Source organism: Acinetobacter sp. YK3 (assembly GCF_001729365.1).
Classification (GTDB): Bacteria; Pseudomonadota; Gammaproteobacteria; order Pseudomonadales; family Moraxellaceae; genus Acinetobacter; species Acinetobacter vivianii.
This window is the reverse complement of record NZ_LZPJ01000122.1, coordinates 1-26,254: the sequence shown is the minus strand read 5'-3', so window position 1 is coordinate 26,254 and position 26,254 is coordinate 1. Positions and strand designations below refer to the sequence as shown.

23 protein-coding genes, 1 pseudogene and 1 riboswitch are annotated in these 26,254 nt (G+C 43.3%); of the genes and pseudogenes, 21 read left to right on the top strand and 3 right to left on the bottom strand.

Features of this window, described 5'->3' with window-relative positions:
- The 6 genes and pseudogenes from A9Z07_RS15085 to lpxC all read left to right on the top strand — a co-directional run.
- A pseudogene (locus A9Z07_RS15085) lies at positions 1-342 on the top strand (cyanophycin synthetase); the annotation flags it as partial.
- 47 nt (positions 343-389) lie between these two features.
- A complete protein-coding gene (locus A9Z07_RS15080) occupies positions 390-1,316 on the top strand; it encodes a D-alanine--D-alanine ligase (RefSeq protein ID WP_005260164.1) in 927 nt (308 codons plus the stop codon).
- 6 nt (positions 1,317-1,322) lie between these two features.
- Positions 1,323-2,180, top strand: coding sequence for a cell division protein FtsQ/DivIB (locus A9Z07_RS15075; protein WP_004776252.1), 858 nt, complete (start codon positions 1,323-1,325; stop codon positions 2,178-2,180).
- Between the two features lie 61 nt (positions 2,181-2,241).
- On the top strand, positions 2,242-3,504 hold the full coding sequence (ftsA, locus tag A9Z07_RS15070) for a cell division protein FtsA (protein ID WP_004776251.1): 1,263 nt from the start codon (positions 2,242-2,244) through the stop codon (positions 3,502-3,504).
- Between the two features lie 164 nt (positions 3,505-3,668).
- Positions 3,669-4,850, top strand: a complete 1,182-nt coding sequence (gene ftsZ / locus A9Z07_RS15065; protein WP_069579709.1) for a cell division protein FtsZ — start codon at positions 3,669-3,671, stop codon at positions 4,848-4,850.
- Between the two features lie 111 nt (positions 4,851-4,961).
- On the top strand, positions 4,962-5,864 hold the full coding sequence (gene lpxC / locus A9Z07_RS15060) for a UDP-3-O-acyl-N-acetylglucosamine deacetylase (RefSeq protein WP_004776249.1): 903 nt from the start codon (positions 4,962-4,964) through the stop codon (positions 5,862-5,864).
- A gap of 98 nt (positions 5,865-5,962) precedes the next feature.
- Here lpxC and A9Z07_RS15055 read toward each other — a convergent pair whose 3' ends face one another.
- Complete coding sequence (locus A9Z07_RS15055; protein WP_004776248.1) at positions 5,963-6,403, bottom strand: DciA family protein; 441 nt, start codon at positions 6,401-6,403, stop codon at positions 5,963-5,965.
- A 105-nt stretch (positions 6,404-6,508) separates the two neighbouring features.
- On the opposite strand from A9Z07_RS15055, the gene A9Z07_RS15050 reads away from it, so the two are divergent.
- From A9Z07_RS15050 to recJ, 11 genes are all read left to right on the top strand, one after another.
- A complete protein-coding gene (locus A9Z07_RS15050; RefSeq protein ID WP_004776247.1) occupies positions 6,509-7,210 on the top strand; it encodes a M23 family metallopeptidase in 702 nt (233 codons plus the stop codon).
- A gap of 204 nt (positions 7,211-7,414) precedes the next feature.
- A complete protein-coding gene (gene aceE / locus A9Z07_RS15045; protein WP_005260155.1) occupies positions 7,415-10,132 on the top strand; it encodes a pyruvate dehydrogenase (acetyl-transferring), homodimeric type in 2,718 nt (905 codons plus the stop codon).
- A gap of 2 nt (positions 10,133-10,134) precedes the next feature.
- Positions 10,135-12,099 carry a 2-oxo acid dehydrogenase subunit E2 gene (locus A9Z07_RS15040; RefSeq protein ID WP_069579708.1) on the top strand — a complete coding sequence of 655 codons (1,965 nt, stop codon included), beginning with the start codon at positions 10,135-10,137 and terminating at the stop codon, positions 12,097-12,099.
- A gap of 136 nt (positions 12,100-12,235) precedes the next feature.
- A complete protein-coding gene (locus tag A9Z07_RS15035; protein WP_062846250.1) occupies positions 12,236-12,523 on the top strand; it encodes a hypothetical protein in 288 nt (95 codons plus the stop codon).
- A gap of 34 nt (positions 12,524-12,557) precedes the next feature.
- Positions 12,558-12,698: riboswitch (yybP-ykoY riboswitch) on the top strand.
- Between the two features lie 84 nt (positions 12,699-12,782).
- Positions 12,783-13,358 (top strand): TMEM165/GDT1 family protein, encoded by a 576-nt coding sequence (locus A9Z07_RS15030; RefSeq protein ID WP_069579707.1) that lies wholly within the window; start codon positions 12,783-12,785, stop codon positions 13,356-13,358.
- A gap of 163 nt (positions 13,359-13,521) precedes the next feature.
- Entirely contained in the window at positions 13,522-14,328 is an 807-nt protein-coding gene (locus tag A9Z07_RS15025; RefSeq protein ID WP_047430042.1) for an MBL fold metallo-hydrolase, read from the top strand.
- A gap of 127 nt (positions 14,329-14,455) precedes the next feature.
- Positions 14,456-14,821 carry a YkgJ family cysteine cluster protein gene (locus A9Z07_RS15020; RefSeq protein WP_047430045.1) on the top strand — a complete coding sequence of 122 codons (366 nt, stop codon included), beginning with the start codon at positions 14,456-14,458 and terminating at the stop codon, positions 14,819-14,821.
- Between the two features lie 141 nt (positions 14,822-14,962).
- Complete coding sequence (gene guaB, locus A9Z07_RS15015) at positions 14,963-16,429, top strand: IMP dehydrogenase (RefSeq protein ID WP_005260148.1); 1,467 nt, start codon at positions 14,963-14,965, stop codon at positions 16,427-16,429.
- Between the two features lie 128 nt (positions 16,430-16,557).
- Positions 16,558-17,895, top strand: coding sequence for a phosphoglucosamine mutase (glmM, locus tag A9Z07_RS15010; RefSeq protein ID WP_004776236.1), 1,338 nt, complete (start codon positions 16,558-16,560; stop codon positions 17,893-17,895).
- Positions 17,896-17,907: 12 nt separating this feature from the next.
- Positions 17,908-18,558 carry a pyridoxamine 5'-phosphate oxidase gene (pdxH, locus tag A9Z07_RS15005; RefSeq protein WP_047430051.1) on the top strand — a complete coding sequence of 217 codons (651 nt, stop codon included), beginning with the start codon at positions 17,908-17,910 and terminating at the stop codon, positions 18,556-18,558.
- Positions 18,559-20,259 (top strand): single-stranded-DNA-specific exonuclease RecJ, encoded by a 1,701-nt coding sequence (gene recJ, locus A9Z07_RS15000; RefSeq protein WP_069579706.1) that lies wholly within the window; start codon positions 18,559-18,561, stop codon positions 20,257-20,259.
- A gap of 45 nt (positions 20,260-20,304) precedes the next feature.
- Here the strand turns inward: recJ and A9Z07_RS14995 are convergent, their stop codons facing one another.
- Together A9Z07_RS14995 and A9Z07_RS14990 are read right to left on the bottom strand one after the other, a co-directional pair.
- On the bottom strand, positions 20,305-21,162 hold the full coding sequence (locus A9Z07_RS14995; RefSeq protein ID WP_069579705.1) for a putative porin: 858 nt from the start codon (positions 21,160-21,162) through the stop codon (positions 20,305-20,307).
- A gap of 199 nt (positions 21,163-21,361) precedes the next feature.
- The gene (locus tag A9Z07_RS14990) at positions 21,362-22,174 is read right to left on the bottom strand and encodes a putative porin (RefSeq protein ID WP_004776230.1); all 813 of its coding nucleotides are present in this window, start codon (positions 22,172-22,174) and stop codon (positions 21,362-21,364) included.
- Positions 22,175-22,592: 418 nt separating this feature from the next.
- Between A9Z07_RS14990 and prfB the strand changes: the two genes are divergently transcribed.
- From prfB to A9Z07_RS14970, 4 genes are all read left to right on the top strand, one after another.
- Positions 22,593-23,688, top strand: a protein-coding gene (gene prfB / locus A9Z07_RS14985; protein ID WP_123775406.1) for a peptide chain release factor 2 whose coding sequence is annotated in 2 segments (ribosomal slippage) — positions 22,593-22,664 and positions 22,666-23,688 — 1,095 coding nt in all. Because the reading frame shifts where the segments join, the coding sequence is not laid out codon by codon here.
- A gap of 162 nt (positions 23,689-23,850) precedes the next feature.
- The gene (locus A9Z07_RS14980) at positions 23,851-24,153 is read left to right on the top strand and encodes an ArsR/SmtB family transcription factor (RefSeq protein WP_017196833.1); all 303 of its coding nucleotides are present in this window, start codon (positions 23,851-23,853) and stop codon (positions 24,151-24,153) included.
- Positions 24,154-24,179: 26 nt separating this feature from the next.
- Positions 24,180-25,244: an alkene reductase gene (locus A9Z07_RS14975; RefSeq protein WP_069579704.1), complete on the top strand. Its 1,065-nt coding sequence runs from the start codon at positions 24,180-24,182 to the stop codon at positions 25,242-25,244.
- Between the two features lie 110 nt (positions 25,245-25,354).
- A partial coding sequence (locus A9Z07_RS14970) for a 3-deoxy-D-manno-octulosonic acid transferase (RefSeq protein WP_069579703.1) occupies positions 25,355-26,254 on the top strand: 900 nt, incomplete at its 3' end.

Genomic DNA, 26,254 nt, shown 5'->3' with positions numbered 1-26,254 from the left:
GATCGTCGTTTGGTGATGTTGTTCCAGCCGCACCGTTTTAGCCGTACCCGTGACTGTTTTGATGACTTTGTGGATGTGTTATCACAAGTCGATCAATTGTTATTGTTAGAGGTTTATCCAGCAGGCGAAAAACCAATTGTGGGCGCTGACAGCCGTGCCTTGGCGCGTAGTATTCGTCTGCGTGGTCAAGTGGAACCAATTCTGGTTGATCCAGTGGAAGGGAATTTACCAAGCGTTTTACAAAAAGTGTTACAAGCTAATGACCTGTTATTAACACAAGGCGCGGGTAACGTGGGTGCAATTTCGGTAGAATTGGCTCAGCATCGTTTGTATGCCCAATAATTTTGTTTTTTGAATATTAAAAGTTTTACAGTTTTAAGGATATAAACGTGTCAAATGCTGCGAAATTCGGCAAAGTTGCTGTGTTATTTGGTGGGAAATCGGCTGAGCGTGCGGTGTCATTGGACAGCGGTCAGGCCGTTTTAGATGCATTGTTGCGTTCGGGTGTGCAGGCAGAAGCATTTGATCCGCAAGATCGTAGTGTGACTGAGCTGGTGGGTTACGATCGTGCTTTTATCGTATTGCATGGTCGTGGCGGTGAAGATGGCCAAATTCAGGGTGTACTGGAATGGTTGAATATTCCATATACCGGTACTGGCGTGCAAGGTTCTGCAATTGGTATGGACAAAGTCAAAACCAAGCAAATCTGGCAAGGCAGTGATTTGCCGACTGCGCCTTACCGCATTATCACCAAAGACACCGATCTTGATCCGGTGATTGCTGAATTGGGTCTACCTGTCATTATCAAACCTGTACATGAAGGCTCAAGTGTTGGCATGAGTAAGGTTGAGAAAGCAGAAGACTTTGCAGCGGCCATTGAAAAAGCGACCCAGCATGATGCTGTGGTTATGGCAGAAAAATGGATTACAGGTCGTGAATTTACGATTTCATTCCTGAATGGTCAGCCTTTGCCCGTGATTCGTTTACAACCACCAGCAGATGTTGCTTTTTATGACTATGAAGCAAAATACCAACGTAATGATGTGGAATATGGTATCCCTTGCGGCCTAACTGAAGCGGAAGAGAAGAGCTTGCAAGCATTGTGCTTACGTGCTTTTCAGGCTGTGGGTGCAGAAGGCTGGGGCCGTATTGATGCGATGCAGGATGAACAGGGTAATTTCTGGTTGTTGGAAGTTAATACCGTTCCAGGCATGACCAGCCACTCTCTCGTACCAAAAGCAGCGCAAGCCGTTGGTTATAATTTTGATCAGCTCTGTGTTGCGATTTTAGAGCAAACTTTAGCAAAGTCGGCTTAATTATTTATGGCTCAACTTCCTGCATCTATGCGTCGCAAAACGCGACCAGCCATTAGCTCGATTCACGAGAAACCGCCTTCGCCTAAACAAAAGATGGTGAATGCGGGCGGCTGGGCATTACTTGTTATTGCATTCGCTGTACTGGCATTAGGTCTGTTTGGCTTATATAAAGTCATGACGGATGCCAAAGTTGCAGAGTTGCAGGTGGTGGGAACCAATTCTGAAGTTGAAAATCAGCAATTAGTTAAATACCTAAATCCTGTCATTAAAGATAATTATTTCACTTCGGATTTAGAGCAGATTCGGGATCAGGCGTTAAAAGTATCTTGGGTTGATCGTGTAGTGGTATCACGGGCTTGGCCAAATGCAATTCGGGTGCGGGTGATGCCGCGTCATGCGATTGCACGTTGGGGAACAGGGCGTTTGCTTAGTGATAATGGTGAAGTGTTTAGTGAGGCTGTTCCTCAAGCACATCCAAATTTGCCACTGTTACATGGGCCAGCCAGCCAATCCAAAATGATGATGCGTCGCTATAATGAAATTAATCAATTATTTCATCCCGCGAATTTAAGATTAAAAGAACTGTATTTAACTGAGCGTATGACCTGGTTTATGCAGTTTGATTCAGGTTTACGGATTATCGTGGATCAGGATCAAACCATGAACAAGCTCCAGCGCTTAAGCCATTTGGCACAAACAGATCTAAAACCTGTATGGTCGAAAATCACGGCAATTGACCTGCGTTACCGGAATGGTTTGGCCATTCAATGGAAAAATGCAGCTCCGCCAAAGATTGTCAACGGTCAGTTAGTTGTAACGATTGATGACACAAGCCTTGCAGGGGCAATTCAGGCAAAGCCATAATACGTGGCTTAAAATAAAGGGCAGTGGTCCTAAACAACACTAAAGATATGGTATTGAAGTAATGAGTGAAGCTGTTCCCTCAGTTGTTGCGATTGATATTGGGACTCATAAAGTCTCAGTTTTGATTGGTAAGGTCCATGCACCGGATAAGATACAGGTCATTGGCATGGCAACTGCTCGCAACCGAGGCATGGTTAAAGGCAAGATTGTCAGCTTGGACAAGGTCATTGCTGCGATTAAAAATGCAGTATCCGAAGCAGAGGATATGGCAGAGTGCCGTATTCATAGCGCATGGGTGTCTATTCCAAGTACTGAATTACAAAGTTTTTATGCATCAGGTCGTACCCCTGTAGCCAACCACGATCATATTATTACGACAAATGAAGTGGTGCGCGCATTAGAGTTGGCCAAAGCCAGCCATTTATCACCTGATTATTATCTTGCCAGCGCTGTTCCATTGGGCTTTGAGCTGGGTGATTCGGCTGAGTGGGTGCAAAATCCTGTGAATATGTCTGCACATAGCATGACAGGTCATTATCAGTTGATGATGATGCCAATCAGCACCATGCAAAACCTTGATCGTGCCATGAAAGGGGCGAATATCGGGGTGGAGAAAATGGTGGTGTCTTGCTTGGCAACGGCTGAAGCAAGTTTGCTAAAAGACGAAAAAGAATATGGTGTATGTCTGGTTGATATCGGTGCAGGTATTACCAATATTGCAGTGTATCTGGATGGTCGATTGGCTTTAGCACGTACCTTGCCACGTGGTGGTGAGAATGTGACCCGTGATATTGCAGCTGTTTTACAAACCACGACTGAAGAAGCTGAACGCATCAAGATTTTACATGGCTGCGTCGATCTCAGTGTAGTAAAACCAGATCATATGATTCAGGTACAAGGCATTGATGGCACACAAACCATCAGTCGTATTGAACTTGCAGAAATCATCATTGCGCGTTATGAAGAAATCTTTAGCTTAATTCGTGAAGAATTGGAGCATAGTGGCGCGATTCATGGTTTATATCATGGTGTGGTACTGACTGGCGATGCGTGTCAAATTGAAGGTATGGTGAATTTGGCGCGTCGCACGTTAGGCGTATCTGCGCATCTGGGCAACCCTCCATTGCAAGTGTATGCGGATGATCAGCACTTACCAGCATTGCGTCGTTCAATGTACGCTACTGCGGCAGGTCTGTTGATGTTTAGCCAGAGTGATTTGCAAGATACGGTTGAAGAACCAGAAGAGGCCAGCGATCGTAGTTTTGTTGATCGGGTTGCCAATGGTTGGAATGCATTAAATAGCAAATTAAAGGCCATCTTTTAAGTTGTAGTTATTTTTGGGAAAATTTGTTAGGAAGTTGTTCTAAATCACCCACTGTACTTGACAATCTGGTGATTATTGAACAGCATCCTAAACATCAGTTGTTTAAAAATCAGGGCAGTAACGGGCTGAAGTAACTGCCATTAATATTAGGAAATCTAAAGGTCATGGCCTCATTTGAATTTATAGAAGATGAACTAGACAATGGCAACGGTCAAGCCCGTTTCACAGTATTTGGTGTGGGTGGTGGTGGCGGTAATGCCGTTCAACACATGGCACAGTCAGATATTCAAGGTGTAAAGTTCGTTTGTGCAAATACAGATAAACAAGCACTGGACAGCATGAACGCGCCATTCAAAATTCAATTGGGTGAACAAAGTACGCGTGGTTTAGGCGCTGGTGCGAATCCAGAAGTGGGTCAAATCGCAGCTGAAGAAAGCCGTGATGTGATCCGTCAGCATCTTGAAGGGACTGATATGGTCTTCGTAACCGCTGGTATGGGTGGTGGTACGGGTACAGGTGCTGCACCAGTTGTTGCTGAAGTTGCTAAAGAAATGGGTATCCTGACTGTCGGTGTGGTGACAACCCCATTCAACTTTGAAGGCCGTCGTCGTCAAAAGTCTGCTGAAAAAGGTATTGATGCCTTAGAAGCACATGTTGATTCATTGATTATTATTCCGAACCAGCGCTTACTCAGCGTATATGGCGATATCTCAATGAAAGATGCCTATAAAAAGGCAGATGATGTATTGTTGAACGCAGTTCGCAGTATCTTTGACCTTGTGGTCAATCGTGGTCACATTAACCTCGACTTCGCTGACTTGAAAACAGCGATGAGTACACGTGGTTATGCAATGATGGGTGCTGGTTTAGGCCGTGGTGAAGATCGTGCCCGTCAGGCAGCTGAACAGGCGATCCGTAGCCCATTGCTTGATAATGTGAATATTATCAATGCGAAAGGTGTGTTGATTAACATTACTGGTGGCGATGATATTACCTTACGTGAAACCGAGATCATTACAGATGTCGTGAACCAGATTGTCGACCTCGATGAAGGTGAAATCTTCTACGGTACGGTATTCGATCCAGATGCGCGTGATGAACTTCGTGTTACTGTTATAGCGACTGGTTTAACGCGTAATGCAAGTGAAGTTGACCAGAAAAGACGTACTGCAGCTTCACATGTCAGCGCTTCTCAAGTGGCACAACAACCTGTTGATGAAGATGACGTTCCAGCGATTAGTAAACGTGCAAATGTAGACGCTCCAGCGAGTGCTGCAGCAAGTTCTACGCCACGTTCATCGCCAATGAGCATCCAAGACTATCTGAAAAATCAGCAACGTAAATAATAAAATCAGTTATTTAGAGAAAGGAGGCAATTAATTGCCTCCTTTTTTATTTTTTTAAAATGGCAAAATATGCTAAGTTATATCGGTTTTTGCAAATGAAGTTGGTATGGCATGTTGAAACAACGTACTCTCAAGCGTGTGGTGAAAGCGAGCGGGATTGGTTTGCACAGTGGTCAAAAGGTGCTGATCAATTTTGTTCCACACCATATTGATGGAGGTATTGTCTTTCGCCGTATCGACTTAAATCCCCCAGTGGATATCCCAGCCAATGCATTGCTGATCCAAGAAGCATTTATGTGTTCGAATCTGGTACGTGACGACATTAAAGTGGGTACCATTGAACATGTCATGAGTGCGATTGCCGGATTGGGAATCGACAATCTGATTGTCGAAGTGTCTGCTTCAGAAGTTCCGATTATGGATGGTAGTGCAGGCCCGTTTATCTATCTTCTCATGCAAGGTGAGCTGGCAGAGCAGGATGCACCAAAGAAGTTCATTCGCATTTTAAAGCCAGTTGAAGCTTTAATTGATGATAAAAAAGCGATTTTCACGCCACATTCAGGTTTTCAGCTCAACTTCACCATCGATTTTGATCATCCCGCCTTTGCCAAAGAATACCAGTCAGCGACCATTGATTTCTCGACAGAAATCTTTGTGTATGAAGTAAGTGAAGCGCGAACGTTTGGTTTCATGAAGGATCTGGATTATCTCAAAGCCAATAATCTGGCCTTGGGTGCGAGTCTGGATAATGCCATTGGCGTAGATGATACGGGTGTGGTCAATGAGGAAGGATTGCGCTTCGCCGACGAGTTTGTCCGTCACAAGATTTTAGATGCCGTAGGTGATTTATATTTACTTGGACATCAGATTATTGCCAAGTTTGATGGCTATAAGTCGGGTCATGCTTTGAATAATCAGTTATTACGCAATGTTCAAAATGATCCAAGCAGCTATGAAATTGTAACATTTAATAACGAGAATGATTGTCCGATTCCTTATGTTAGTGTGACATAAGTCCTTGTCTTTTATTGGCTATGTTATATTATAACAAATGAAAATGAGAATTTTGTCACAAAATATAATTATGTATTTCGATACTTAATGTATGAAGTTTACTTTTTATTGCTTGCCAAACGTAGTAGAGCTTGGCTAAGCTTAGGGTCGCTCACATATTCAGCGGCGCTACGCAATTGCTCTTGGGTCTCTGATGTAAGTGCTTTTGTTGGGGGAGAGGGTTCACGAGAGACAGCCTTTTTGTTTCTTAAGCGAACTTGGATTTTTCGTAATTCCTTGAGTCCTTCGAGCTGAGCTAACTGCGCAACATAGTTGCTTTGTAAATAGCTGAGTTGACTAATCATGGCCTGATTTTCACCAGTTATGATCAAAACGCCATGTTGATAACAAACAACTTGCCATTGCTCTGGTTGGGGCAATAACGGTTGAATAATTTTCGTAAGTTGTTTCCATTGTGTAACTTGCGTTGTCAGAAACGTTAAGTTTCCAGTTTTTATGTGTTGTCCTTTCTGTTGGAAAACGTTGTTAGGCTCAGACATAGAACTTCCTCGGAGGTAATGTGTCCATCTTAAGCGTTTGGTTCAGCTGTTATCAAGGAAGAGATGATAAAGGAACGTTTGAAGGACGGTTTCAAGAGGTTTTTTATGCATCATACGCGTCGTATTTTACTCGCATTTTCATTGGCTGCTTCAGCTGCTTCGGTTGCTTTTGCAGACTACCAGAATATTGGTCAGTCAACAGGTGATGACCGTTTAGAGCAATTATCAAAAACCTTGGCTCAAGGTTCTTATACTCATTCTGCTGATATGGATTTGCCAGCCGTTTCGAATGTATCGGTTAAATTACGTGAAAAAACCATTGAATTGAATAATGCGACGATTGAGAAAAAATACGGTCGTTCAGCGATTTCATCTCAGGATAATGCGCCTTCATTTTCTGCAAACACGGGTTATTCTTGGTTGGTAAGTCATCCTTTACAAGAAGGACGTGTGAGTTCTTCTTGGGGCAACCGTACTCTGCTCGGTTCAACTCGCCATCACTCTGGTCTGGATCTTGCTGCACCATCAGGTACACCAATTTATTCAACAGGCCCTGGCGTCGTGACTAAATCAGGCTGGGGTACAGGTTATGGTCAATATGTTGAAATTGATCATGGTAATGGTTACATCACTCGCTATGCACATGCATCACGCTTAATCGTGAGTGCTGGTGATCGCGTAAGCGCAGGCGAACATATTGCCAATGTTGGTTGTACAGGTCGTTGTACAGGTCCACATTTGCATTTTGAAGTTGTGAAAGATGGCCAACGTAAAAACCCATCAACTTACCTCGCAATGTTGCCTTAATGTAATTTGTTAACAGTTGTATATAAATATTCAGAAAAATCGCCTTTATTGGCGATTTTTTATGTGTTTTGTTTCAATTCGGTCAATGACTATTTTGTCAGAAAATAATAAGGCGTTTTCCATTCAGCCAAGGCCATACCCCTTATAAAGCAAAACATGATAAAAATAGGGTCGACAAATAACTTAAGGGAAAAGGTGAATTGTATGGCGTTTTATGGCGACTCTGACGCGCAAGAAACCCAAGAATGGCAAGAAGCATTTGATTCTGTATTACAACACATGGGCACGGAACGAGCTGCTTTCTTACTAGAAAAACTCTATCAACGGGCAATTGCGAAACATGTGCCAATCCAGCGCTTAAATACACCTTACCTCAACACTATTTCAGTTGAAGAGCAACCAGCGATGCCTGGCGATCAGGATATGGAACGCCGTATCCGCGCATTGATTCGCTGGAATGCTTTGGCAATGGTATTACGTGCGAATAAAACGGGCGATGACCTCGGTGGTCACCTTGCAAGTTTCGCATCATCTGCAACATTGTATGACGTTGGTTTTAACCATTTCTTCCGCGCAAACAGCGATAACTTTGGCGGCGACATGATTTATTACCAAGGTCACTGTGCGCCTGGTATTTATGCACGCTCTTTCCTTGAAGGTCGTTTAAACGAAGAACAGTTAAGTAATTTCCGTCGTGAAGTTGGCGGTAACGGTTTACCAAGCTATCCACATCCATATTTAATGCCAGACTATTGGCAGTTCCCTACCGTATCGATGGGTCTGGGTCCAATCATGTCGATTTATCAGGCACACATTCAAAAATATTTGATGAATCGTGGCTTGATCAAAGAAGAAGATCGTAAAGTCTGGGCTTATCTGGGCGATGGTGAGATGGATGAGCCAGAAAGTACAGGTGCAATTTCACTTGCTGGTCGTGAAAAGCTTGATAACCTGATTTGGGTGGTGAACTGTAACTTACAGCGCCTAGATGGTCCTGTACGTGGTAACGGTAAAATTATTCAAGAATTAGAATCTTTATTCCGTGGTGCGGGCTGGCGTGTCATTAAAGTCGTGTGGGGCCGTCATTGGGATCCACTTCTTGCAAAAGACAGCTCAGGCGCTTTAAAAGCGGTTATGGATGAAACAGTTGATGGTGAGTACCAACGCTATCAAGTGAAAGGCGGTGCATATACACGTGAGAAATTCTTTGGCAAGTACCCAGAAGCTGCGGAACTTGTAAAAGATTTAAGCGATGAAGATATCGACAATCTTAACCGTGGTGGTCATGACCCATACAAAGTTTTTGCTGCCTATGCAGAAGCAATGAAAGCCAAAGGTCAACCAACCGTTATTCTTGCGAAAACGGTTAAAGGTTATGGTTTATCTGAAGAAATTGAAGCGGTGAACAAAACTCACCAAATCAAAAAAATGCAGATCGACTCTTTGAAATATGTACGTGACCGTTTCAACTTGCCATTTACAGACGATAAGTTAGAAGAGCTTCCATTCTATCGCCCAAGTGAAAACTCTCCAGAAATGAAGTACATGAAGGCGCGTCGTGAAGCATTAGGTGGTTACCTACCTGCACGTCGTAAAGAGAGTGAAACTTTAGCGATTCCAGAACTCTCTGTATTTGATGCTGTATTAAATGGTTCTGGTGGTAAAGAGCAATCGACGACGATGCTGATGGTACGTTTAATTGCTGCTTTACTGAAAGAAAAAGCAATTAAAGACCGCGTAGTTCCAATCGTTCCAGATGAAGCACGTACATTTGGTTTAGAAGGTATGTTCCGTCAGCTGGGTATTTATGCCGCTCACGGTCAAAAATATACCCCTGAAGACCAAGAACAGTTAATGCATTACCGTGAAGCAAGTGACGGTCACATGTTGCAAGAAGGGATTAACGAAGCGGGTGCGATGAGCGCTTGGGCTGCGTTGGCAACCAGTTATTCAACCAATAACTTGCCAATGATTCCAATGTACATGTACTACTCAATGTTCGGTTTCCAACGTATTGGCGACATTGCATGGGCTGCAGGTGATGCACAGGCACAAGGTTTCTTGTTAGGTGCTACTGCTGGTCGTACCACATTGAACGGTGAGGGTTTACAGCACCAAGATGGTCATTCACATATCTTGGCGAACACGATTCCAAACTGCGTATCTTATGATCCATGTTTTGGTTATGAATTGGCTGTGATCGTACATGACGGTTTACAACGTATGTATGTGAACCAAGAGCGAGTGTTCTATTACTTAACCGTAATGAACGAAAACTACGAGCATCCTGCAATGCCAGAAGGCGCTGAGGAAGGCATTAAACGTGGTATGTACTTGTTCGAAAAAGATGAAAAAGCAACGGTTCAATTGCTTGGTTCAGGCGTCATTCTGCGTGAAGTGATTAAAGCTGCAAAAATCTTACGTGATGAATACCAGATTCACTCAAATGTTTGGAGCGTAACAAGCTTCAATGAGTTGTCACGTGACGGTATGGCATGTGAAGAATACAACCGTTTACACCCACTGACTGAAGAAGTGAAAGAGTCTTGGGTATCTAAACAGTTACGTGGTACAGAAGGTATTGTTGTTTCAGCAACAGACCATATGCGTGCATATAGCGAACAAATACGTGCATATCTTCCAGATGGTCGTCCATTTGTTGCATTAGGCACAGATGGTTACGGTCGTTCAGATACACGTGCAAACTTACGTAGTTTCTTTGGTGTTGATGCTGCACATATCGTTGTTGCGACTTTGAAAAAACTCGCTGACGAAGGCGAAGTCGATGCACGTTTAGTCAAAGATGCGATTTCTAACTTTGAGTTAGATACGGATCGTCCAGTTGCATGGGCACCCCAAGCGCATCCAGAAGTTCAGGCCGTTGCTGAATACAATGAAACACAAACAGGTGAGGGGAAATAATCATGCAAATCCAAGCACCTGATATTGGCGTAGATAAAGCGCTCGTTGCAGAAATCTTGGTCAAAGTAGGCGACCATGTTGCAGTTGACGATAGTCTTCTGGTTTTAGAGTCAGATAAGGCAACGGTAGAAGTACCAAGCACTGCGGCAGGTATCGTAAAAAGTATTCTGGTTAAACAGGGTGATGAAGTTACTGAAGGCGTTGCATTGATCGAACTAGAGTCTGAGTCTGCTGCTGAAGCCCCTGCGAACGAAGCACCGAAAGCGGAAGCGCCAAAAGCAGAAGCAAAACCTGTCGAAGCTGAAACAAAAGCACAACCAGCTGCCGCTCCAACAGCGACAGCAAGTCAGGTTGTGGATGTAAAAGTTCCAGATATTGGCGTAGAAAAAGCGTTGGTTGCAGAAGTACTGGTCAAAGTTGGTGATCAGATTGAACCTGAACAAAGTATTGTTGTGGTTGAATCGGACAAGGCGACTGTAGAAGTACCAAGCTCGGTTGCGGGGATTGTGGAAGCGATCCAGATTAAAGAAGGCGATAGCATCAAAGAAGGCGTGGTATTGATTCAGGTCAAGACTACGAGCGCTGCAACGTCATCTGAACCGCAAGCAGCCCCTGCTCAAACAGAAGCGCCAGTCGCAACGACTGAAGCACCAGCTGCAAGCAATACCTCAACAGGTAATGTTGAAATTGAAGTACCAGATCTAGGTGTAGAAAAAGCACTTGTTTCAGAAATTTTGGTCAATGTCGGTGATCGCGTTGAAGCTCAACAAAGCCTATGCGTGGTTGAGTCAGATAAGGCGTCTGTTGAAGTGCCAAGTTCAGTAGCAGGGATTGTGAAAGCAATCCATGTCTCTGCTAATCAAGAAGTTCGTCAAGGCGTGGCTTTGGCAACGATTGAGGTGAGTGGTCAGGCTGCTGCTCCAGCAGCACCAAAAGCTCAACCAGCCGCTACACCTTCTGCTCAAGCAGCACCAGCAAAACCACAGGCAGCAGAGACAGCAGCTCCAAGTGCGCCAGCGCAAGCTGAGAAGCTGACCAAAGAGCAAGAAGCAGAAAATGCGAAGGTTTATGCAGGCCCTGCCGTGCGTAAACTGGCACGTGAATTAGGTGTTATTCTCGGTCAGGTGAAGGCTTCAGGTGAACATGGTCGCGTAATGAAGGACGATGTTTTTGCTTATGTAAAAGCACGTCTCACGACAGCGCAGCCAGCACCTTCTGCTCAAGCAGCACCAGTGGCTTCGGGCTTGCCGAAGTTGCCAGACTTTGGTGCATTTGGTGGCGGTGAAGTGAAAGCAATGACGCGTTTACAGCAAGTATCTGTACCGCAGTTGTCATTGAATAACTTTATTCCTCAAGTCACCCAGTTCGATTTGGCTGATATCACAGAGCTTGAAGCGTGGCGTGGAGAGCTTAAAGACGGCTTTAAAAAGCAGGGTATAAGCTTAACCATTTTAGCCTTTATTGCCAAAGCAGTTGCGCACTTGCTGAAAGAAGAACCTTATTTCGCAGGCCATTTGGCTGACGATCAGAAGTCAGTATTGTTACGTAACGAAATTCATATGGGTATTGCTGTGGCGACCCCAGATGGTTTAACTGTTCCAGTACTGCGTAATCCTGACCAGAAGTCAATTAAGCAAATCGCGACAGAACTGGCTGAACTGAGCCAGAAAGCACGTGACCGCAAATTGTCACCGAAAGATTTGCAAGGTGCCAACTTCACGATTACCAGCTTAGGCAGTATTGGTGGAACCGCATTTACGCCGTTGGTGAACTGGCCACAAGTTGCGATTCTAGGTATTTCACCAGCAACTATGCAGCCTGTATGGAATGGTAAAGACTTTGATCCGCGCTTAATGTTGCCATTGTCATTGTCTTATGACCATCGTGTGATTAATGGTGCAGATGCAGCACGCTTTACCAATAAGCTGACCAAGTTACTCAAAGATATTCGTAGCTTATTGCTCTAATATCTTTTGAATCTAGAAAACCTCGCATCAGCGGGGTTTTTTATTTTTCGGGTGACAAAATTGTGGCTTTATTTGAGAATACTTTTGCCTAAAATAAATTTGTATTGATAACGATTTTTTGGATCAGGGAGCAAGGATGTTGATGATTTATCGGCTAATGTTGCCATTATTGCTGGTTGTTTTTGTATTGATGGGCTTATGGGTGAGTTTCTTGCATTTTCCTTGGGACTGGGTCATGTACGCCGTCATGGGACTGGAAGTACTGGTCGCGACCGTGGTGATGGCAATGGAATATCAGGCACAGCATGTCGGTGGTGCAAGTGGCTGGGGTAGTTTTGGTTTTCTCGGTCTCAGTGCCTATCTGGCGTTTTTTCTGGGGCTTGTCCGTATCTTGGTCTGGAGTTACCAAAAATTTTGGGCTTAACGATTCAAAAGCATTTTATTGTTTGATAGAATGGCGTTACTTCATTGGGGAGTAGCCGCTCTTTACGCAAAGTAAAGAGGTGATGATCAACATAATTGTTCAACAGAACATGGTCATCATAGCAAAGAACCAAGAACAGCTTTTCAGCTGTGCTTTTGTTGGCAAGACCTTTGATTTACCACTCTGCATCAATCTATTTGATTTTGGCTAGCAGGAGGGGTAGGTCATCGGTATATTTTGCTAGCCAGAGCATTCAACTATGTATGAATTCCTCATCTCCACATCAATTGTTGCCCTTGCTGAAATGGGCGATAAAACGCAATTGCTTGCATTATTACTTGCTGCACGTTTCCGTAAACCCGTTCCGATCTTAATTGCGATCTTGCTTGCTACCACCATTAACCACGGTATTTCGGCTGTCTTAGGTCAATGGATTACGACCGTCATGAGCCCTGAAATCCTGTTATGGATTCTCGCACTCGGTTTTATTGGTATGGCAATCTGGATGCTGATCCCGGATGAGTTGGGCGATGAAAGTGAGAGCATTAATAAATGGCAGAAATTCGGCGTCTTTGGTGCAACCTTCATCTTATTCTTTTTGGCTGAAATTGGTGATAAAACTCAAATTGCAACAGTGGCGTTAGCGGCACGTTTTGACAGTGTGTTCTGGGTCATGTGTGGAACAACCTTGGGTATGATGATTGCCAACGCACCTGCGGTCTTTATCGGCGATAAGCTGGCAGATAAATTACCGATCTCCCTGATTCATAAAATTGGTGCCGCAATCTTCTTGGTGGTGGGTATTTCAACTTTGGTTCAGCATTATTTCTTTTAATTTTTCCCTGCATTTATTGTTTAAAGACCCATCCAGATGTGATGGGTCTTGTTTTATAAATCATGATAAAAATCCAATATCAGATTGAAACCCGAATCAAATCCCATTATTTTATTATGGAATTAAAAATATTTCATATTTAAAGAATTTTTCTTGGGTCTCTATGAGTTTCGAACGAACAACATCACAAATATTATTTGATAATGGCACACATAAATGCATCAGTTTTACCAGTCTGGTCAAAGGGGAAGGCATTCAGGCCAATCAGTTTTTAATTATTGACCATGATCGGGCCGCAGTTTTAGATCCAGGTGGCGACTTGACCTATGTGCCATTAACCATGGAGCTGAATCGCTATACCAAACTGAAAAATCTGGACTATGTGATGGCCTCACACCAAGATCCCGACATTATTACTTCGATGCCACGCTGGTTGGTGTATACCGATGCCAAAGTCGTGGCCTCTAAACTGTGGGCACGTTTTTTACCGCATCTGAACTCTGCTTTTATGAGTGATCGTATGAAAGGCAATTGGGAAGAGCGCCTGATTGAGTTATCGGATACGGGACAAATCATTCCTTTGGGTGAATCTGCCATTGTTGCCGTGCCTGCACATTTCCTGCATTCAGTTGGCAACTTTCAGTTCTATGATCCTACTGCAAAAATTTTATTTTCAGGGGATATGGGTGCTTCGATTGTTGACGATGCTAGCTTACCAATTGCTGACTTTGATGCGCATATCAAAAAAATGAAAGGCTTTCATCAGCGCTATATGTGTTCCAATAAAGTGATTCGTTTGTGGGTCAATATGGTTCGGCAGATGGATCTGGAGATGATTGTGCCACAGCATGGGACCGCTTTTATTGGCAAAGAGATGATTAATCAATTTCTAGACTGGATCGAAACACTGGAATGTGGCGTAGATCTGATGAATGAATATGTTTTTAGTTTGCCGACTGAAATGAGCTAAATGTGAAGTCAGGAGAATGACTGAAAAATACATAAATTGCTGATTCAGCACTCTTGTCGCCACCAATAAATTTTCTTAGGATATCATCGGATAAAGGATTGAATTTGATAACGAGAATCTTAAGAAAATGTTGTCTCAAATTGCGACACCAGATGCGTGTGTCAGTTGCGGTGCGTGCTGTGCAAATTACCGTGTTTCTTTCTATTGGGCCGAGGCAGAACAGATCCCTGAGCACATGGTTGAACCACTTACAGCAGTCTATTCCTGTATGAAGGGAACCAATCAGGCACAAGTCAGATGTGTGGCCTTGCAAGGCGAAGTGGGACAGCAAGTAAGCTGTTCCATCTATCCATTTCGCAGTTCAAGTTGCAAGGAAGTGCAGATTGCCGATTCACATTGTAACAAAGCACGGCTGGCCCATAATCTGATTCCACTGGTCACGATTGAGCAGCAGTCCTCTGAAAATAATGACAATTTCGATCAGGTTTGCTAACAGGATTTATTGGATTCGGAAGCAATAAGCATCCATAAGACAGCTTTTTAAGCAATGATTGAAATTATTTTCATCATAGAAAATGAAAATCACATCGAAATTTGTTTATAATAGCTCACGGAAATTACCAGTGAGATTGTTATGCTGACCATCGTTCAAGAAGCGTTAACCTTCGATGATGTCTTATTACTTCCTGCCTACTCAACTGTTCTCCCAAAAGATGTCTCCTTAAAGACACGTTTAACTCGCGGAATTCAACTTAATATCCCTCTCGTTTCTGCTGCAATGGATACAGTGACTGAATCACGTATGGCGATTGCAATGGCGCAAAACGGTGGTATGGGTATTTTGCACAAAAACATGGATATTGCAGCACAAGCCGCTGAAGTCCGTCGTGTGAAAAAATTTGAAGCAGGTATGGTGAAAGATCCAATCACCGTGACACCTGAGACAACAGTTCGTGAACTTATCGCGATCACTCAAGCGAATAATATTAGCGGTGTGCCTGTTGTAAAAGATGGCAAAGTAGTGGGTATTGTCACAGGTCGTGATACACGCTTTGAAACCAATCTTGAACAGCCTGTAAGCAACATCATGACCGGTCAAGACCGTTTGGTGACTGTTCGTGAAGGCGAATCAAAAGAAAATATTCAAGCTTTGCTACAAAAGCATCGTATTGAAAAAGTGTTAGTGATTGGTGAAAACCATGAGCTGAAAGGCTTAATTACGGTCACTGACTTCCGTAAAGCTGAAAGCTATCCAAACAGCTGTAAAGATGATCTTGGCCGTTTACGTGTTGGTGCTGCTGTCGGTACAGGTGCTGAAACACCAAGCCGTGTAGAAGCATTGGTTGATGCGGGTGTCGATGCAATTGTCGTTGATACTGCACATGGCCACTCAGCAGGTGTAATTGAACGTGTACGTTGGGTAAAAGCAAACTACCCGCAAGTTCAAGTGATTGGCGGAAACATTGCAACAGGTGATGCAGCATTGGCATTGCTTGATGCCGGTGCAGATGCAGTTAAAGTGGGTATCGGTCCTGGTTCAATCTGTACGACACGTATTGTTGCTGGTATTGGTATGCCACAGATTTCTGCCATTGATAGCGTTGCCAATGCATTGAAAGATCAGATTCCTTTGATTGCAGATGGTGGTATCCGTTTCTCGGGTGACATGGCGAAAGCGATTGGCGCAGGTGCGAGCACGATTATGGTCGGTTCACTCTTGGCGGGAACCGAGGAAGCACCTGGTGAAGTTGAATTCTTCCAAGGCCGTTACTACAAAGCATACCGTGGTATGGGGTCATTAGGCGCGATGGCAGGGGTAACTGGTTCTGCTGACCGTTATTTCCAAGACTCTAAAGCGGGTGCTGAGAAATTAGTACCAGAAGGGATCGAAGGCCGAGTTCCATATAAAGGTCCAATGGGTAACATCGTACACCAAATGATGGGCGGTTTACGTTCATCAATGGGTTATACGGGTTCATCTGTGATTGAAGATCTTCGTCAAAATGCGAAATTTGTCAAAATTACTTCAGCAGGTATGTCTGAATCGCATGTGCATGATGTGACCATTACCAAGGAAGCACCAAACTATCGAGTTGGTTGATTTTTGGTAATTTTGCCGATCGAAAAACCGTCAGTGTACTGACGGTTTTTTTTGTTTTGGTGTAAAGTGAACAAGATGAAGAAAGATATGGTTACAGGCCATATAAAAGATAAGAAAGTGAGTAAAACATGAGCTATTTTGGTACTGATGGAATTCGAGGCAAGTTTGGACAAATGCCAATTACCCCAGAGTTTGCATTAAAACTAGGTTTTGCTGCGGGAACAGTATTAAAAAGAAATAGTCCTAAGAGTAAGCCGATTGTTGTTTTAGGGAAAGATACACGTTTATCTGGTTATATCTTGGAAGCTGCATTACAGGCGGGTTTAAATGCGGCAGGTGTTTATGTGCATCTGTTAGGGCCTTTGCCGACACCAGCGATCGCACATTTAACGCGTGCGCTACATGCGCATGCAGGTATCGTGATCTCAGCTTCACATAACCCATATTTCGATAATGGGATTAAATTTTTCTCAAGCGAAGGGAAGAAATTACCCGATGCCATTCAGGATCAGATCAATCAGGAATTAGAGAAAGACCTGATTATTGATGACACAGCGAATCTAGGTAAAAGCGTACGTGTCAAAGATGCCAATGGTCGTTATATCGAATTTTGTAAATCGACATTCCCATACCATTTTGACCTACGTAACTTAAAAATCGTGGTGGATTGTGCCAATGGTGCTGCTTATAGCGTAGGTCCATCAGTATTCCGTGAATTAGGTGCGAAAGTTATCCCACTGTTTAATGAGCCAGACGGTTTAAATATCAATGAAAACTGTGGTTCAACCCATCCTGAACAATTGCAAAAAGCAGTGATCGAACATCAGGCGGATCTTGGTATTGCTTTTGATGGTGATGCAGACCGTGTGGTGATGGTTGATAAAAATGGTCAATTGGTTGATGGTGACCATATCCTGTATATCCTTGCGACACAGGCAAACCACAAGCCAGCAGGCGTTGTCGGCACTGTGATGAGCAATATGGCACTGGAACTTGCCTTACAAAAGGCTGAAGTTGGCTTTGTCCGTGCTAAAGTTGGTGACCGTTATGTGTTACAGGCGTTAGAAGAAAATAACTGGGTGACAGGTGGAGAGCCTTCAGGCCATATTTTAACGCTAGATAAGAGTACCACTGGTGATGCGATCATTGCTGCGCTTCAGGTCTTAACCGTAATGGTAGAGCAAGGTAAGGCTTTACATGAACTGGTTGCAGGCTTTGAACTGTTCCCGCAAGTTTTGGTCAATGTCCGTTTACAGGACATGATTGACCCATACTCGATTCCTGCACTGGTTGCAGAATTTGAAAAAGCAGAGCAGCAACTGAAAGGCCGTGGTCGACTGTTGATTCGTAAGTCAGGTACAGAGCCTGTTATCCGTGTCATGGTGGAAGGCGATCAGCAACAAGAAGTTGAAGCACTGGCAAATCATCTGGCTGATGCGGTACGTGCTCACGCCCAAGCTGCTTAAGAGAGTCCCCGCATGAATGATGTGATTAAAGACCTGAGTGAATTACGTTTAAGTTACGAGCAAGGTGAATTACATGAAACCCAAGTGAGTGAGCAGCCTCACTTGCAGTTTTTAAACTGGTTTAATCATGCCCTTGCAGCGAATTTGCATGAACCTTATGCCATGTCTTTAGCAACAGCAAATGCACAAGGCCGCCCGCATGTGCGTACGGTTTTGCTGCGTGGCGCGACAGAAGCGGGTTATGACTTTTATACCAATTATGACAGTCAGAAAGGCTTGGATCTTGCTGAAAATCCTTATGCTGAATTGTTATTTTACTGGCCTAGTCTGGAACGTCAGGTACGGATTGGCGGCAAAGTCGTAAAGATTTCTGAACAGGAGTCGACTGACTATTACCATAAACGTCCGCGTGATAGTCAGATTGCAGCGCATATCAGCACACCACAGAGTGGCGTGATTGAGAGTCGTGAAGTACTGCAACAACGCTTTCAAGAATTACAGAGCCAAGCCCAAGCTGAACTGGATAAACCTGAGTTTTGGGGCGGTTACCGCTTAGAAGCTGATTATTATGAGTTCTGGCAGGGGCGACCAAATCGCTTACATGATCGTTTGAGTTATGAAAAACAAAATGATCACTGGGCCCTACAACGTTTGATGCCATAAATGACACAGATTCAAATTCAAAAAAGACCTTTAATTACACGCCCTGAACAGTTTCAGGGCGTGCCTGCTTTTATTGCTGAAATTCTGGCAAGACGGGGCGTGCAATCAGAACAAGAGCTTGAGCTAAAACTGAAACACTTGTTACCTCCAGTACTAAAAGGCTTGGAGACGGCAGTTGAGTTGATGGATCAGGCGATCGATCAACAAAAACAGATTGTGATTGTCGGGGATTATGATGCAGATGGGGCAACCAGTACTGCATTGATGGTGCTGGTTTTAAAAGAAATGGGCGCCAAAGTGGATTATCTGGTGCCTGACCGCTTTAAATACGGTTATGGACTCACTCCAGCAATTGCAGAACTGGCCCAGCAAAGTTATCAGCCTGATCTTTTGATTACCGTGGATAATGGTATTTCCAGCCATGCAGGCGTGGAAACGGCACAGGCATTGGGGATGCAGGTGATCATTACCGATCACCACTTAACCACCAAACCGACACCAGCTGCTGAAGCGGTTGTAAATCCAAATCAGCTAGGTTGCGACTTTTCCAGTAAAGCACTGGCTGGGGTAGGTGTCGCCTTCTATGTGCTGGCTCGACTGGCAAGTTTACGTACTCAGCAAGGTAAAACGGCCAGCAAGGTCACGCAGTATCTGGATCTGGTGGCATTGGGAACCTACGCCGATGTTGCAACACTGGACTATAACAATCGTATCCTGATTGATGCTGGTTTAAAGCGGATTCAGCAACATCAATGTCGTGCGGGTATTTTAGCTTTACTGGATATTGCTGGGCGTGATCCTGCTAGTCTGCGAGCACAAGATTTAGGTTTTGTTGTCGGGCCTCGCATTAATGCCGCAGGTCGCATGGAAAGCATGCGTATCGGGATCGAATGTCTGCTTGCGGCAGACATGGAAACGGCTTATCCACTTGCGCAGCAATTGAATCAATTGAATATCGAGCGCCGTCAGGTTGAAGGTGAGATGAAGCAACAGGCGATGCAAGCCTTGCAACATATTCAACTGGAGACTACGCATTTGCCTGCTGCATTGGTGATGTTTGATGAACAATGGCATCAGGGTGTGATTGGAATTGTTGCAGGGCGCTTAAAGGAACAGTTCCATCGTCCGAGTCTGGTGTTTGCACCTGATGAAGATGGTGTACATATCAAGGGTTCAGCACGTTCGATTGAGGGTATTCATATTCGCGATACCATCGAGCAGGTGGCTGAACAATATCCTTATTTGGTCAGTCATTTTGGTGGTCATGCCGCAGCAGCGGGTTTGACTCTGAAAAAAGAACATTTTGATACCTTCAAAACCGTATTTACCCAGTCAATTGCAGAGATGGATGAAGATTTATTTCAGGCGACTTTGTGGACGGACGGTGAGTTGACCGATGCCGATCTGCATTTAGGCACGCTGGACTGGATCGAGCAATTAGGACCATGGGGACAAAAATTTCCATTACCGCAATTTGAAGGACGTTTTAAAGTTATTGATTATCGCTGGTTGAAAGAGCAGCACCTGAAATTGAAACTGGCTGTCGGGCCGCATTCTGTGGATGCCATTGCCTTTAATGCTAAAGATCGTTTTGAATTTGATCCAATGCTGGGCTATGTCGATCTGGTTTATACGCTGGAACGTAATGTATTTAATGGCAATACCAGTCTGCAATTGCAAATCGCCCATTTAAAACAATAAAAAAATCCGCTCATTAGAGCGGATTTTTAAATTCATAGGTTGTGATTAGAAACGAGCTGTTCCATTGAGACCATATGAGTCTGCACCATCTGTCGTGGTATAACCGACACCTACAGCAAATTGCGGATTAAGGAATTTTTGCGCACGAATATTGAAAATATTGTCTGAATCTTTCAGCGTCGAATCAGCAAATGAGATACCGATGCTCAAAGTTGGATCAAGATATAAATCTGCACCTAAACGATATGTTGTTTCATCGCCAATATAGCTAAGTGCTTCAAAATTGGTGTAGTAGCCGCCCACTTGCGTGACATATTTGGCACGTAAGGAAATAGCAGTATCATCCTTTTCTTCAGAAACAATGGCAGAGTTGGCAATATTCGTCATAAAGCCATATTGAGCAATTTGTATTGGATCAATACTATCTGACAGATCTGCAACACCTGCCGCAAGTAATAAACCATGAACTGGCAGGAAACCCGCCTCTAGATGATAGCCATGACCATTTTCAGAGTGAGAACCCACTCCATTAATAGTTGCTTTAACATTGGTACGGTGTAAAGCACCAGACAGATAGAATTGAGAATCCGGAATATAGAACTCACCTTGCAGACCTAAGATATTAAATTGTAGGTCACCAAAACCTTCGTCATCTTTCAGTTTGCTATAGGCATAGCCGCCGCCAATATTGGATGCTCTATCCAGAAAAGCTGCTTCTGCTAAAGGTGCATTACGGGTTTGTACGGGATTAAAATAATATTTTCCTGTAACGACAGCGCTATTTCCTTTGCCATCGTCCATGTTGATCCGTTCATATGATCCCTTCGTTTCGGTCTGATAGGCATGGGCATTGATTGCAAAACACGCACCGATCAGTGCTGTAAGAAGACTTAATTTTTTCATTGCTATTTCCCCTCGATTAAAAAGAATACAAATTTTGTTACGGGCTGTAGTGTATTCAAAAATCTGAAAGCGTCAATTCTTAAAGAGGGAATAAAAGCATAAGCAAAAGAAAAGTTGATGGTGTTAAAAAAACTGGCCCAATAAAAAACGCCCTGAATATTCAGGGCGTTTCTTGTGTGTTGCTACTGGGCTTCATGTATTAGAAGCGGTATGCACCACGAAGACCGAATGAAGTGTAGTCATTGTCAATATACGATTTATCGTTACCGAAGCCTACACGACCTTCTAAACTTACTTGTTGATTGAAGAATTTCTTCGCAGAAATACCCCATTCATTTGAGTTAACGATTGTGTCGTCATACTTAAGTTTTTGATAATCCACACCAACGCTTAAAGTTTTGTCGATGAAGTAATCACCTTTTAATTTCACTTCTTTGTTGTCACCAAAAGCAGTGTAAGCTTCCAAGTTCACGTCATTTTGACCAACTTGAGTTACATATTTGGCACGAAGTGTTGGGCTAGTTTCACGGTCGCCGTCTTTTACGTCAACAGTTTTTGCACCCGCAGCAACTAATAAGCCTGGAGCTGGTAAGTAACCAACTTCACCTGAGTAATGGTTAATTTTTAATTTGTCTTCGTCAGTTGCATATTTAGAATTTGGTTTGATTTCTTCACGGCCAATATTACCGCTTAAATAGAAATCGCTATTTGGAACAAAGTATTCAATACCTGCGCCATATTGGTTGTTTTTGAATGCATCATCTTCTTCATGAGCGTACTGTGCTTTCACGTTGCTAGCACGGTCAAGGAAAGCTGCTTCTGCAAGTGGTGCATTACGTGTTTGTACTGGATTAAAGTAATACTTACCATCTACGCTGAAACGATCATTATCACCAAAACGATCTTGGTCTTTATAGGTATAAGAACCACCGACTTCAGCTTGATAAGCATGAGCAGTGCCTGTTACTGCTAAAGCAGAGAGTAGTGCTGATGCAATTGCTAATTTTTTCATGGTTATGCCCCTTTTGAGATAATGAACCAAATGAATGTTGATTACATGTTTTGTTACAACTCCCAGTCTAATTGAAATAACAAGAGCGTCAATCGTAGGAACGTAAGTGGACTGTACGAATGTAAGTGACTTGTAAAATTGACAAAGCATATTATTGATATTTAATTATAAATTTGAATTGTTTTGAATTATTAAAACTTAGGAGAGATTGTGTTTATGGCTATTTTTAAGACAAATTTAGATGAATTGTTAAGCAGTTTAAACTCAAATAAGGCGAATTCAGCCAATTGTTTATGCTGAATAGCTAACTTGAAATATTATTTTTTTAAACAAATAAAGCCAAAATAAGGGTGCTGTGTCGACCAAAACAGTTATGTTAAAATAGCGGATTAAGTGAAAAAGTTGTGAGAAAACACGCGTGGAAATTAATCCGTATTTAGTCCAATTGAAAGATTTATCTGATCGTAGCCAAACACTACGGGGGTATCTTTGACTACGATCTAAAAGTTGAACGTTTAGAAGAAGTTTTAAGAGAATTAGAAGACCCTGCGATTTGGAATGATCAAAACCGTGCTCAAGCTATCGCAAAAGAAAAGGGCAGTTTAGAAAATACCATTGGTGTATTTGATCGTCTTGCTGAACAGCTCGATGATGCTAAAGCGATGCTTGATCTTGCTGTTGAAGCGGATGATGAAAGCTTGCTTGTCGATGTACAGGCTGAATTAGACAGTGCTGAACAGGCTTTAGGTAATCTTGAATTCCGCCGTATGTTTAGCAATCCGATGGACCCAAATCCTTGCTTCCTTGAAATCCAGTCAGGTTCTGGTGGTACAGAGGCACAAGATTGGGCGTCGATGTTATTGCGTATGTACTTGCGCTGGATCGAACGTCACGGCTTTAAAGCGGAATTGATGGAAGTTTCTGATGGCGATGTTGCAGGGATTAAATCTGCGACCATTCGCGTAGATGGCGAGTTCGCTTATGGCTGGTTACGTACCGAAAGTGGTGTTCACCGTTTAGTACGCAAATCCCCATTTGACAGTAACAATAACCGTCATACTTCATTCTCGGCCGTATTCATTTCACCTGAGATTGATGACAATATCGAAATTGATATCAATCCTTCGGATGTCCGTACCGATACTTACCGTGCTTCGGGTGCGGGTGGTCAGCACATTAACAAAACTGACTCTGCGGTACGTTTAACTCACGCACCAACAGGTATTGTGGTGGCGTGTCAGAACCAGCGTTCTCAACATGCTAACCGTGATCATGCATGGAAACAGTTACGTGCCAAACTCTATGAATTAGAGATGAGCAAACGTAATGAAGCTGCGCAAGCGCTGGAAGATTCCAAGTCTGATATTGGTTGGGGCAGCCAGATTCGTTCTTATGTTTTAGACGATTCACGTATCAAAGACTTGCGTACCAGTGTAGAAACTTCGAATACCAAAGCAGTTTTAGATGGTGATCTCGATAAATTTATCGAAGCAAGTTTGAAGCAAGGTTTATAAGTTTTAATTCAATTAAAACGGCAATCTCGTTCAGCATCGCCCAGTTAATCGAAAAAATATGATATTAATATCGGAAAAAATAGATATTAATATTTAAAAAGTTCGATATACTGGGTTTAGATGCTGAACAAAGCTTTGCCTGTTGAGAAGCGTGGTGAGTCTATGGATATTGATGTAATAAGCAAGGCCTTAGCCAATCCATTACGTCGACAGATTTTGCAATGGTTGAAAGAGCCTGAGCAATTTTTACCGGTACAAGAATGTGGTGGCAGTTTCGAACGGGGCGTATGTGCAGGGCACATCGAACGTTTAGGAAAGGTTGCACAGTCGACTATGTCGAATCATTTGTCTGTGTTACAGCAGGCAGGTTTGATTAATGTCGAAAAATATGGGCAATGGTCCTATTTTACCCGCAATGAAGCTTTGATTCAGCAATACATCGAACATTTAAAACAAACACTTTAAATCAAGAAGTGTAAGTTGAGGCGATCATGGCTGAACTAAATTCTGCGTTACAAGTAGGTGATTTTACAATTAAAAACCGTCTGGTTTTAGCACCTCTAACCAGAGCACGTAGTGGTGCACAACGTATTCCGAACGATTTAATGGTGGAATATTATCAACAGCGTGCCAATGCGGGCTTAATTCTTACTGAAGCGACTGTCATCAGTCCCAAAGCAGCAGGTTATGCCAATACCCCGGGCTTATGGTCACAAGAACAGGCGCAGGCATGGCACAAAATTGTAGATGCTGTGCATGCACAAGGCTCGAAAATTGTGGTTCAGTTATGGCATGTTGGACGTATTTCACATCCAGACTTATTGGATGGTGATACACCTGTGGCACCAAGTGCGATTCAGCCTGCAGGTGAAGTGAGCCTACTTCGACCAAAACGTCCTTTTGTAACCCCTCGTGCTTTATCGCATGAAGAAATTCAGGAAATTGTTGCGCAATATAAACATTCTGCAGAATTGGCAAAAGCAGCTGGTTTTGATGGTGTTGAATTGCATGCTGCCAATGGTTATTTGATTGATCAATTCCTGCAAAGCACCACCAACCAACGTGATGATGAATACGGTGGTCCAATTGAAAACCGTGCGCGTTTATTATTGCAAGTGGTCGATGCATTCATTGAAGTATGGGGTGCGGGTCGTGTTGGTGTGCATCTTGCACCACGTGGTGATTCCCATGATATGGGTGATGCAAATCCATTGGCAACGTTTGGTTATGTGGTTGAGCAATTGGATCAACGCAATATTGGCTTTATTTTCACACGTGAATATGAAGCAGAAGACAGCTTAATGCCAAAATTACGCCCTAAATTTAAAGGTGTATGGATTGCCAATGAAAGCCTCACTGCCGAATCAGCGAAACGTATTTTGGCAACTGGACAGGCGGATGCCGTTTCATTTGGTAAACAATATATTGCAAACCCAGATTTACTGGATCGTTTGCAGCATGACTTACCATTAAATCCGCTTCAGCCACAAACTTTATATGGTGCAGGTGCGGAAGGTTATACCGATTATCCTGTATTTGAAAAGTTAGAAGCTTAATCTGCTTTAAAACTTTAAACAATGACTCATGTGATTTACCAAAATTGCATGAGTTTTTTATTTAAATTCCGCATAATGAGCGGGAATCAAATTGTGAATTATGGTCTCGGATGGCGCAGCAAAACGCAGTACAGCAAACCCCGTTCTGGTATAACTTTTTACTGACATGTATCAAGCCGTTATATCGTTGGAAAATCAAGCAGCGGGCGGAAAGTGATGCACTGTTTCAGCAAGAATGTCTTGAGCGTTTTGGTCCATTTCAGCCCGTCAAAAATAGTGGAGCCATCTGGTTTCATGCGGTATCCGTTGGCGAAACCAATGCAGCCCAGCCCTTAATTGAACATTACTTAAAATTAGGCCATCCAGTTCTGGTGACCAATACCACCAAGACAGGACAGGCACGGGCAAAGTCACTTTTTCAAAAAGCACCTTATTTAGATTTATTTCAGGCGGTCTATCTGCCTGTCGATCAGAAGTCGTTACTCAAACAGTTTTTTCAGCGTTATCAACCGAAAATATTGGCTTTGGTCGAAACTGAAATCTGGCCGAACCTGATTGCAGAAGCAAAACAACAGCAGATCCCTTGCATTTTATTAAATGCCCGCCTTTCTGAAAAATCTGCCAATGGTTACGCTAAAGTTCGCCGTTTAACCCAGCCAATGTTGCAACAGTTAACGTGGTTACTGGCACAGGATGTGGCTACGCAGCAACGTTATGTCAGCTTGGGGCTTGATCAAGCCAAAAGTCAGGTGGTGGGCAATATTAAATTTGATATTACTGCGCCAGAACATTTTGTAGCGCAAGCACAACAACTCAAACAGGAATGGCATTTGGCGGGTCGGCAGATCATCACGCTGGCCAGTACCCATGCGCCTGAAGAACAAAGTTTGCTACAACAGTTGCAGCCACATTTAAATTCAAATCCGAATTTACTTTGTATTGTGGTGCCACGGCATCCAGAACGCTTTGATGAGGTGTATCAAGTCTGCCAAAGTTTAAATTTAAAAACT

What these genes read in the sequence shown, in the direction of transcription:
- A9Z07_RS15075 (WP_004776252.1), top strand. Translation starts at nt 1,323, where the DNA reads ATGGCTCAACTTCCTGCATCTATGCGTCGCAAAACGCGACCAGCCATT.
- ftsA (WP_004776251.1), top strand. Translation starts at nt 2,242, where the DNA reads ATGAGTGAAGCTGTTCCCTCAGTTGTTGCGATTGATATTGGGACTCAT.
- ftsZ (WP_069579709.1), top strand. Translation starts at nt 3,669, where the DNA reads ATGGCCTCATTTGAATTTATAGAAGATGAACTAGACAATGGCAACGGT.
- lpxC (WP_004776249.1), top strand. Translation starts at nt 4,962, where the DNA reads ATGTTGAAACAACGTACTCTCAAGCGTGTGGTGAAAGCGAGCGGGATT.
- A9Z07_RS15055 (WP_004776248.1), bottom strand. Translation starts at nt 6,403, where the DNA reads ATGTCTGAGCCTAACAACGTTTTCCAACAGAAAGGACAACACATAAAA.
- A9Z07_RS15050 (WP_004776247.1), top strand. Translation starts at nt 6,509, where the DNA reads ATGCATCATACGCGTCGTATTTTACTCGCATTTTCATTGGCTGCTTCA.
- aceE (WP_005260155.1), top strand. Translation starts at nt 7,415, where the DNA reads ATGGCGTTTTATGGCGACTCTGACGCGCAAGAAACCCAAGAATGGCAA.
- A9Z07_RS15040 (WP_069579708.1), top strand. Translation starts at nt 10,135, where the DNA reads ATGCAAATCCAAGCACCTGATATTGGCGTAGATAAAGCGCTCGTTGCA.
- A9Z07_RS15035 (WP_062846250.1), top strand. Translation starts at nt 12,236, where the DNA reads ATGTTGATGATTTATCGGCTAATGTTGCCATTATTGCTGGTTGTTTTT.
- A9Z07_RS15030 (WP_069579707.1), top strand. Translation starts at nt 12,783, where the DNA reads ATGTATGAATTCCTCATCTCCACATCAATTGTTGCCCTTGCTGAAATG.
- A9Z07_RS15025 (WP_047430042.1), top strand. Translation starts at nt 13,522, where the DNA reads ATGAGTTTCGAACGAACAACATCACAAATATTATTTGATAATGGCACA.
- A9Z07_RS15020 (WP_047430045.1), top strand. Translation starts at nt 14,456, where the DNA reads ATGTTGTCTCAAATTGCGACACCAGATGCGTGTGTCAGTTGCGGTGCG.
- guaB (WP_005260148.1), top strand. Translation starts at nt 14,963, where the DNA reads ATGCTGACCATCGTTCAAGAAGCGTTAACCTTCGATGATGTCTTATTA.
- glmM (WP_004776236.1), top strand. Translation starts at nt 16,558, where the DNA reads ATGAGCTATTTTGGTACTGATGGAATTCGAGGCAAGTTTGGACAAATG.
- pdxH (WP_047430051.1), top strand. Translation starts at nt 17,908, where the DNA reads ATGAATGATGTGATTAAAGACCTGAGTGAATTACGTTTAAGTTACGAG.
- recJ (WP_069579706.1), top strand. Translation starts at nt 18,559, where the DNA reads ATGACACAGATTCAAATTCAAAAAAGACCTTTAATTACACGCCCTGAA.
- A9Z07_RS14995 (WP_069579705.1), bottom strand. Translation starts at nt 21,162, where the DNA reads ATGAAAAAATTAAGTCTTCTTACAGCACTGATCGGTGCGTGTTTTGCA.
- A9Z07_RS14990 (WP_004776230.1), bottom strand. Translation starts at nt 22,174, where the DNA reads ATGAAAAAATTAGCAATTGCATCAGCACTACTCTCTGCTTTAGCAGTA.
- A9Z07_RS14980 (WP_017196833.1), top strand. Translation starts at nt 23,851, where the DNA reads ATGGATATTGATGTAATAAGCAAGGCCTTAGCCAATCCATTACGTCGA.
- A9Z07_RS14975 (WP_069579704.1), top strand. Translation starts at nt 24,180, where the DNA reads ATGGCTGAACTAAATTCTGCGTTACAAGTAGGTGATTTTACAATTAAA.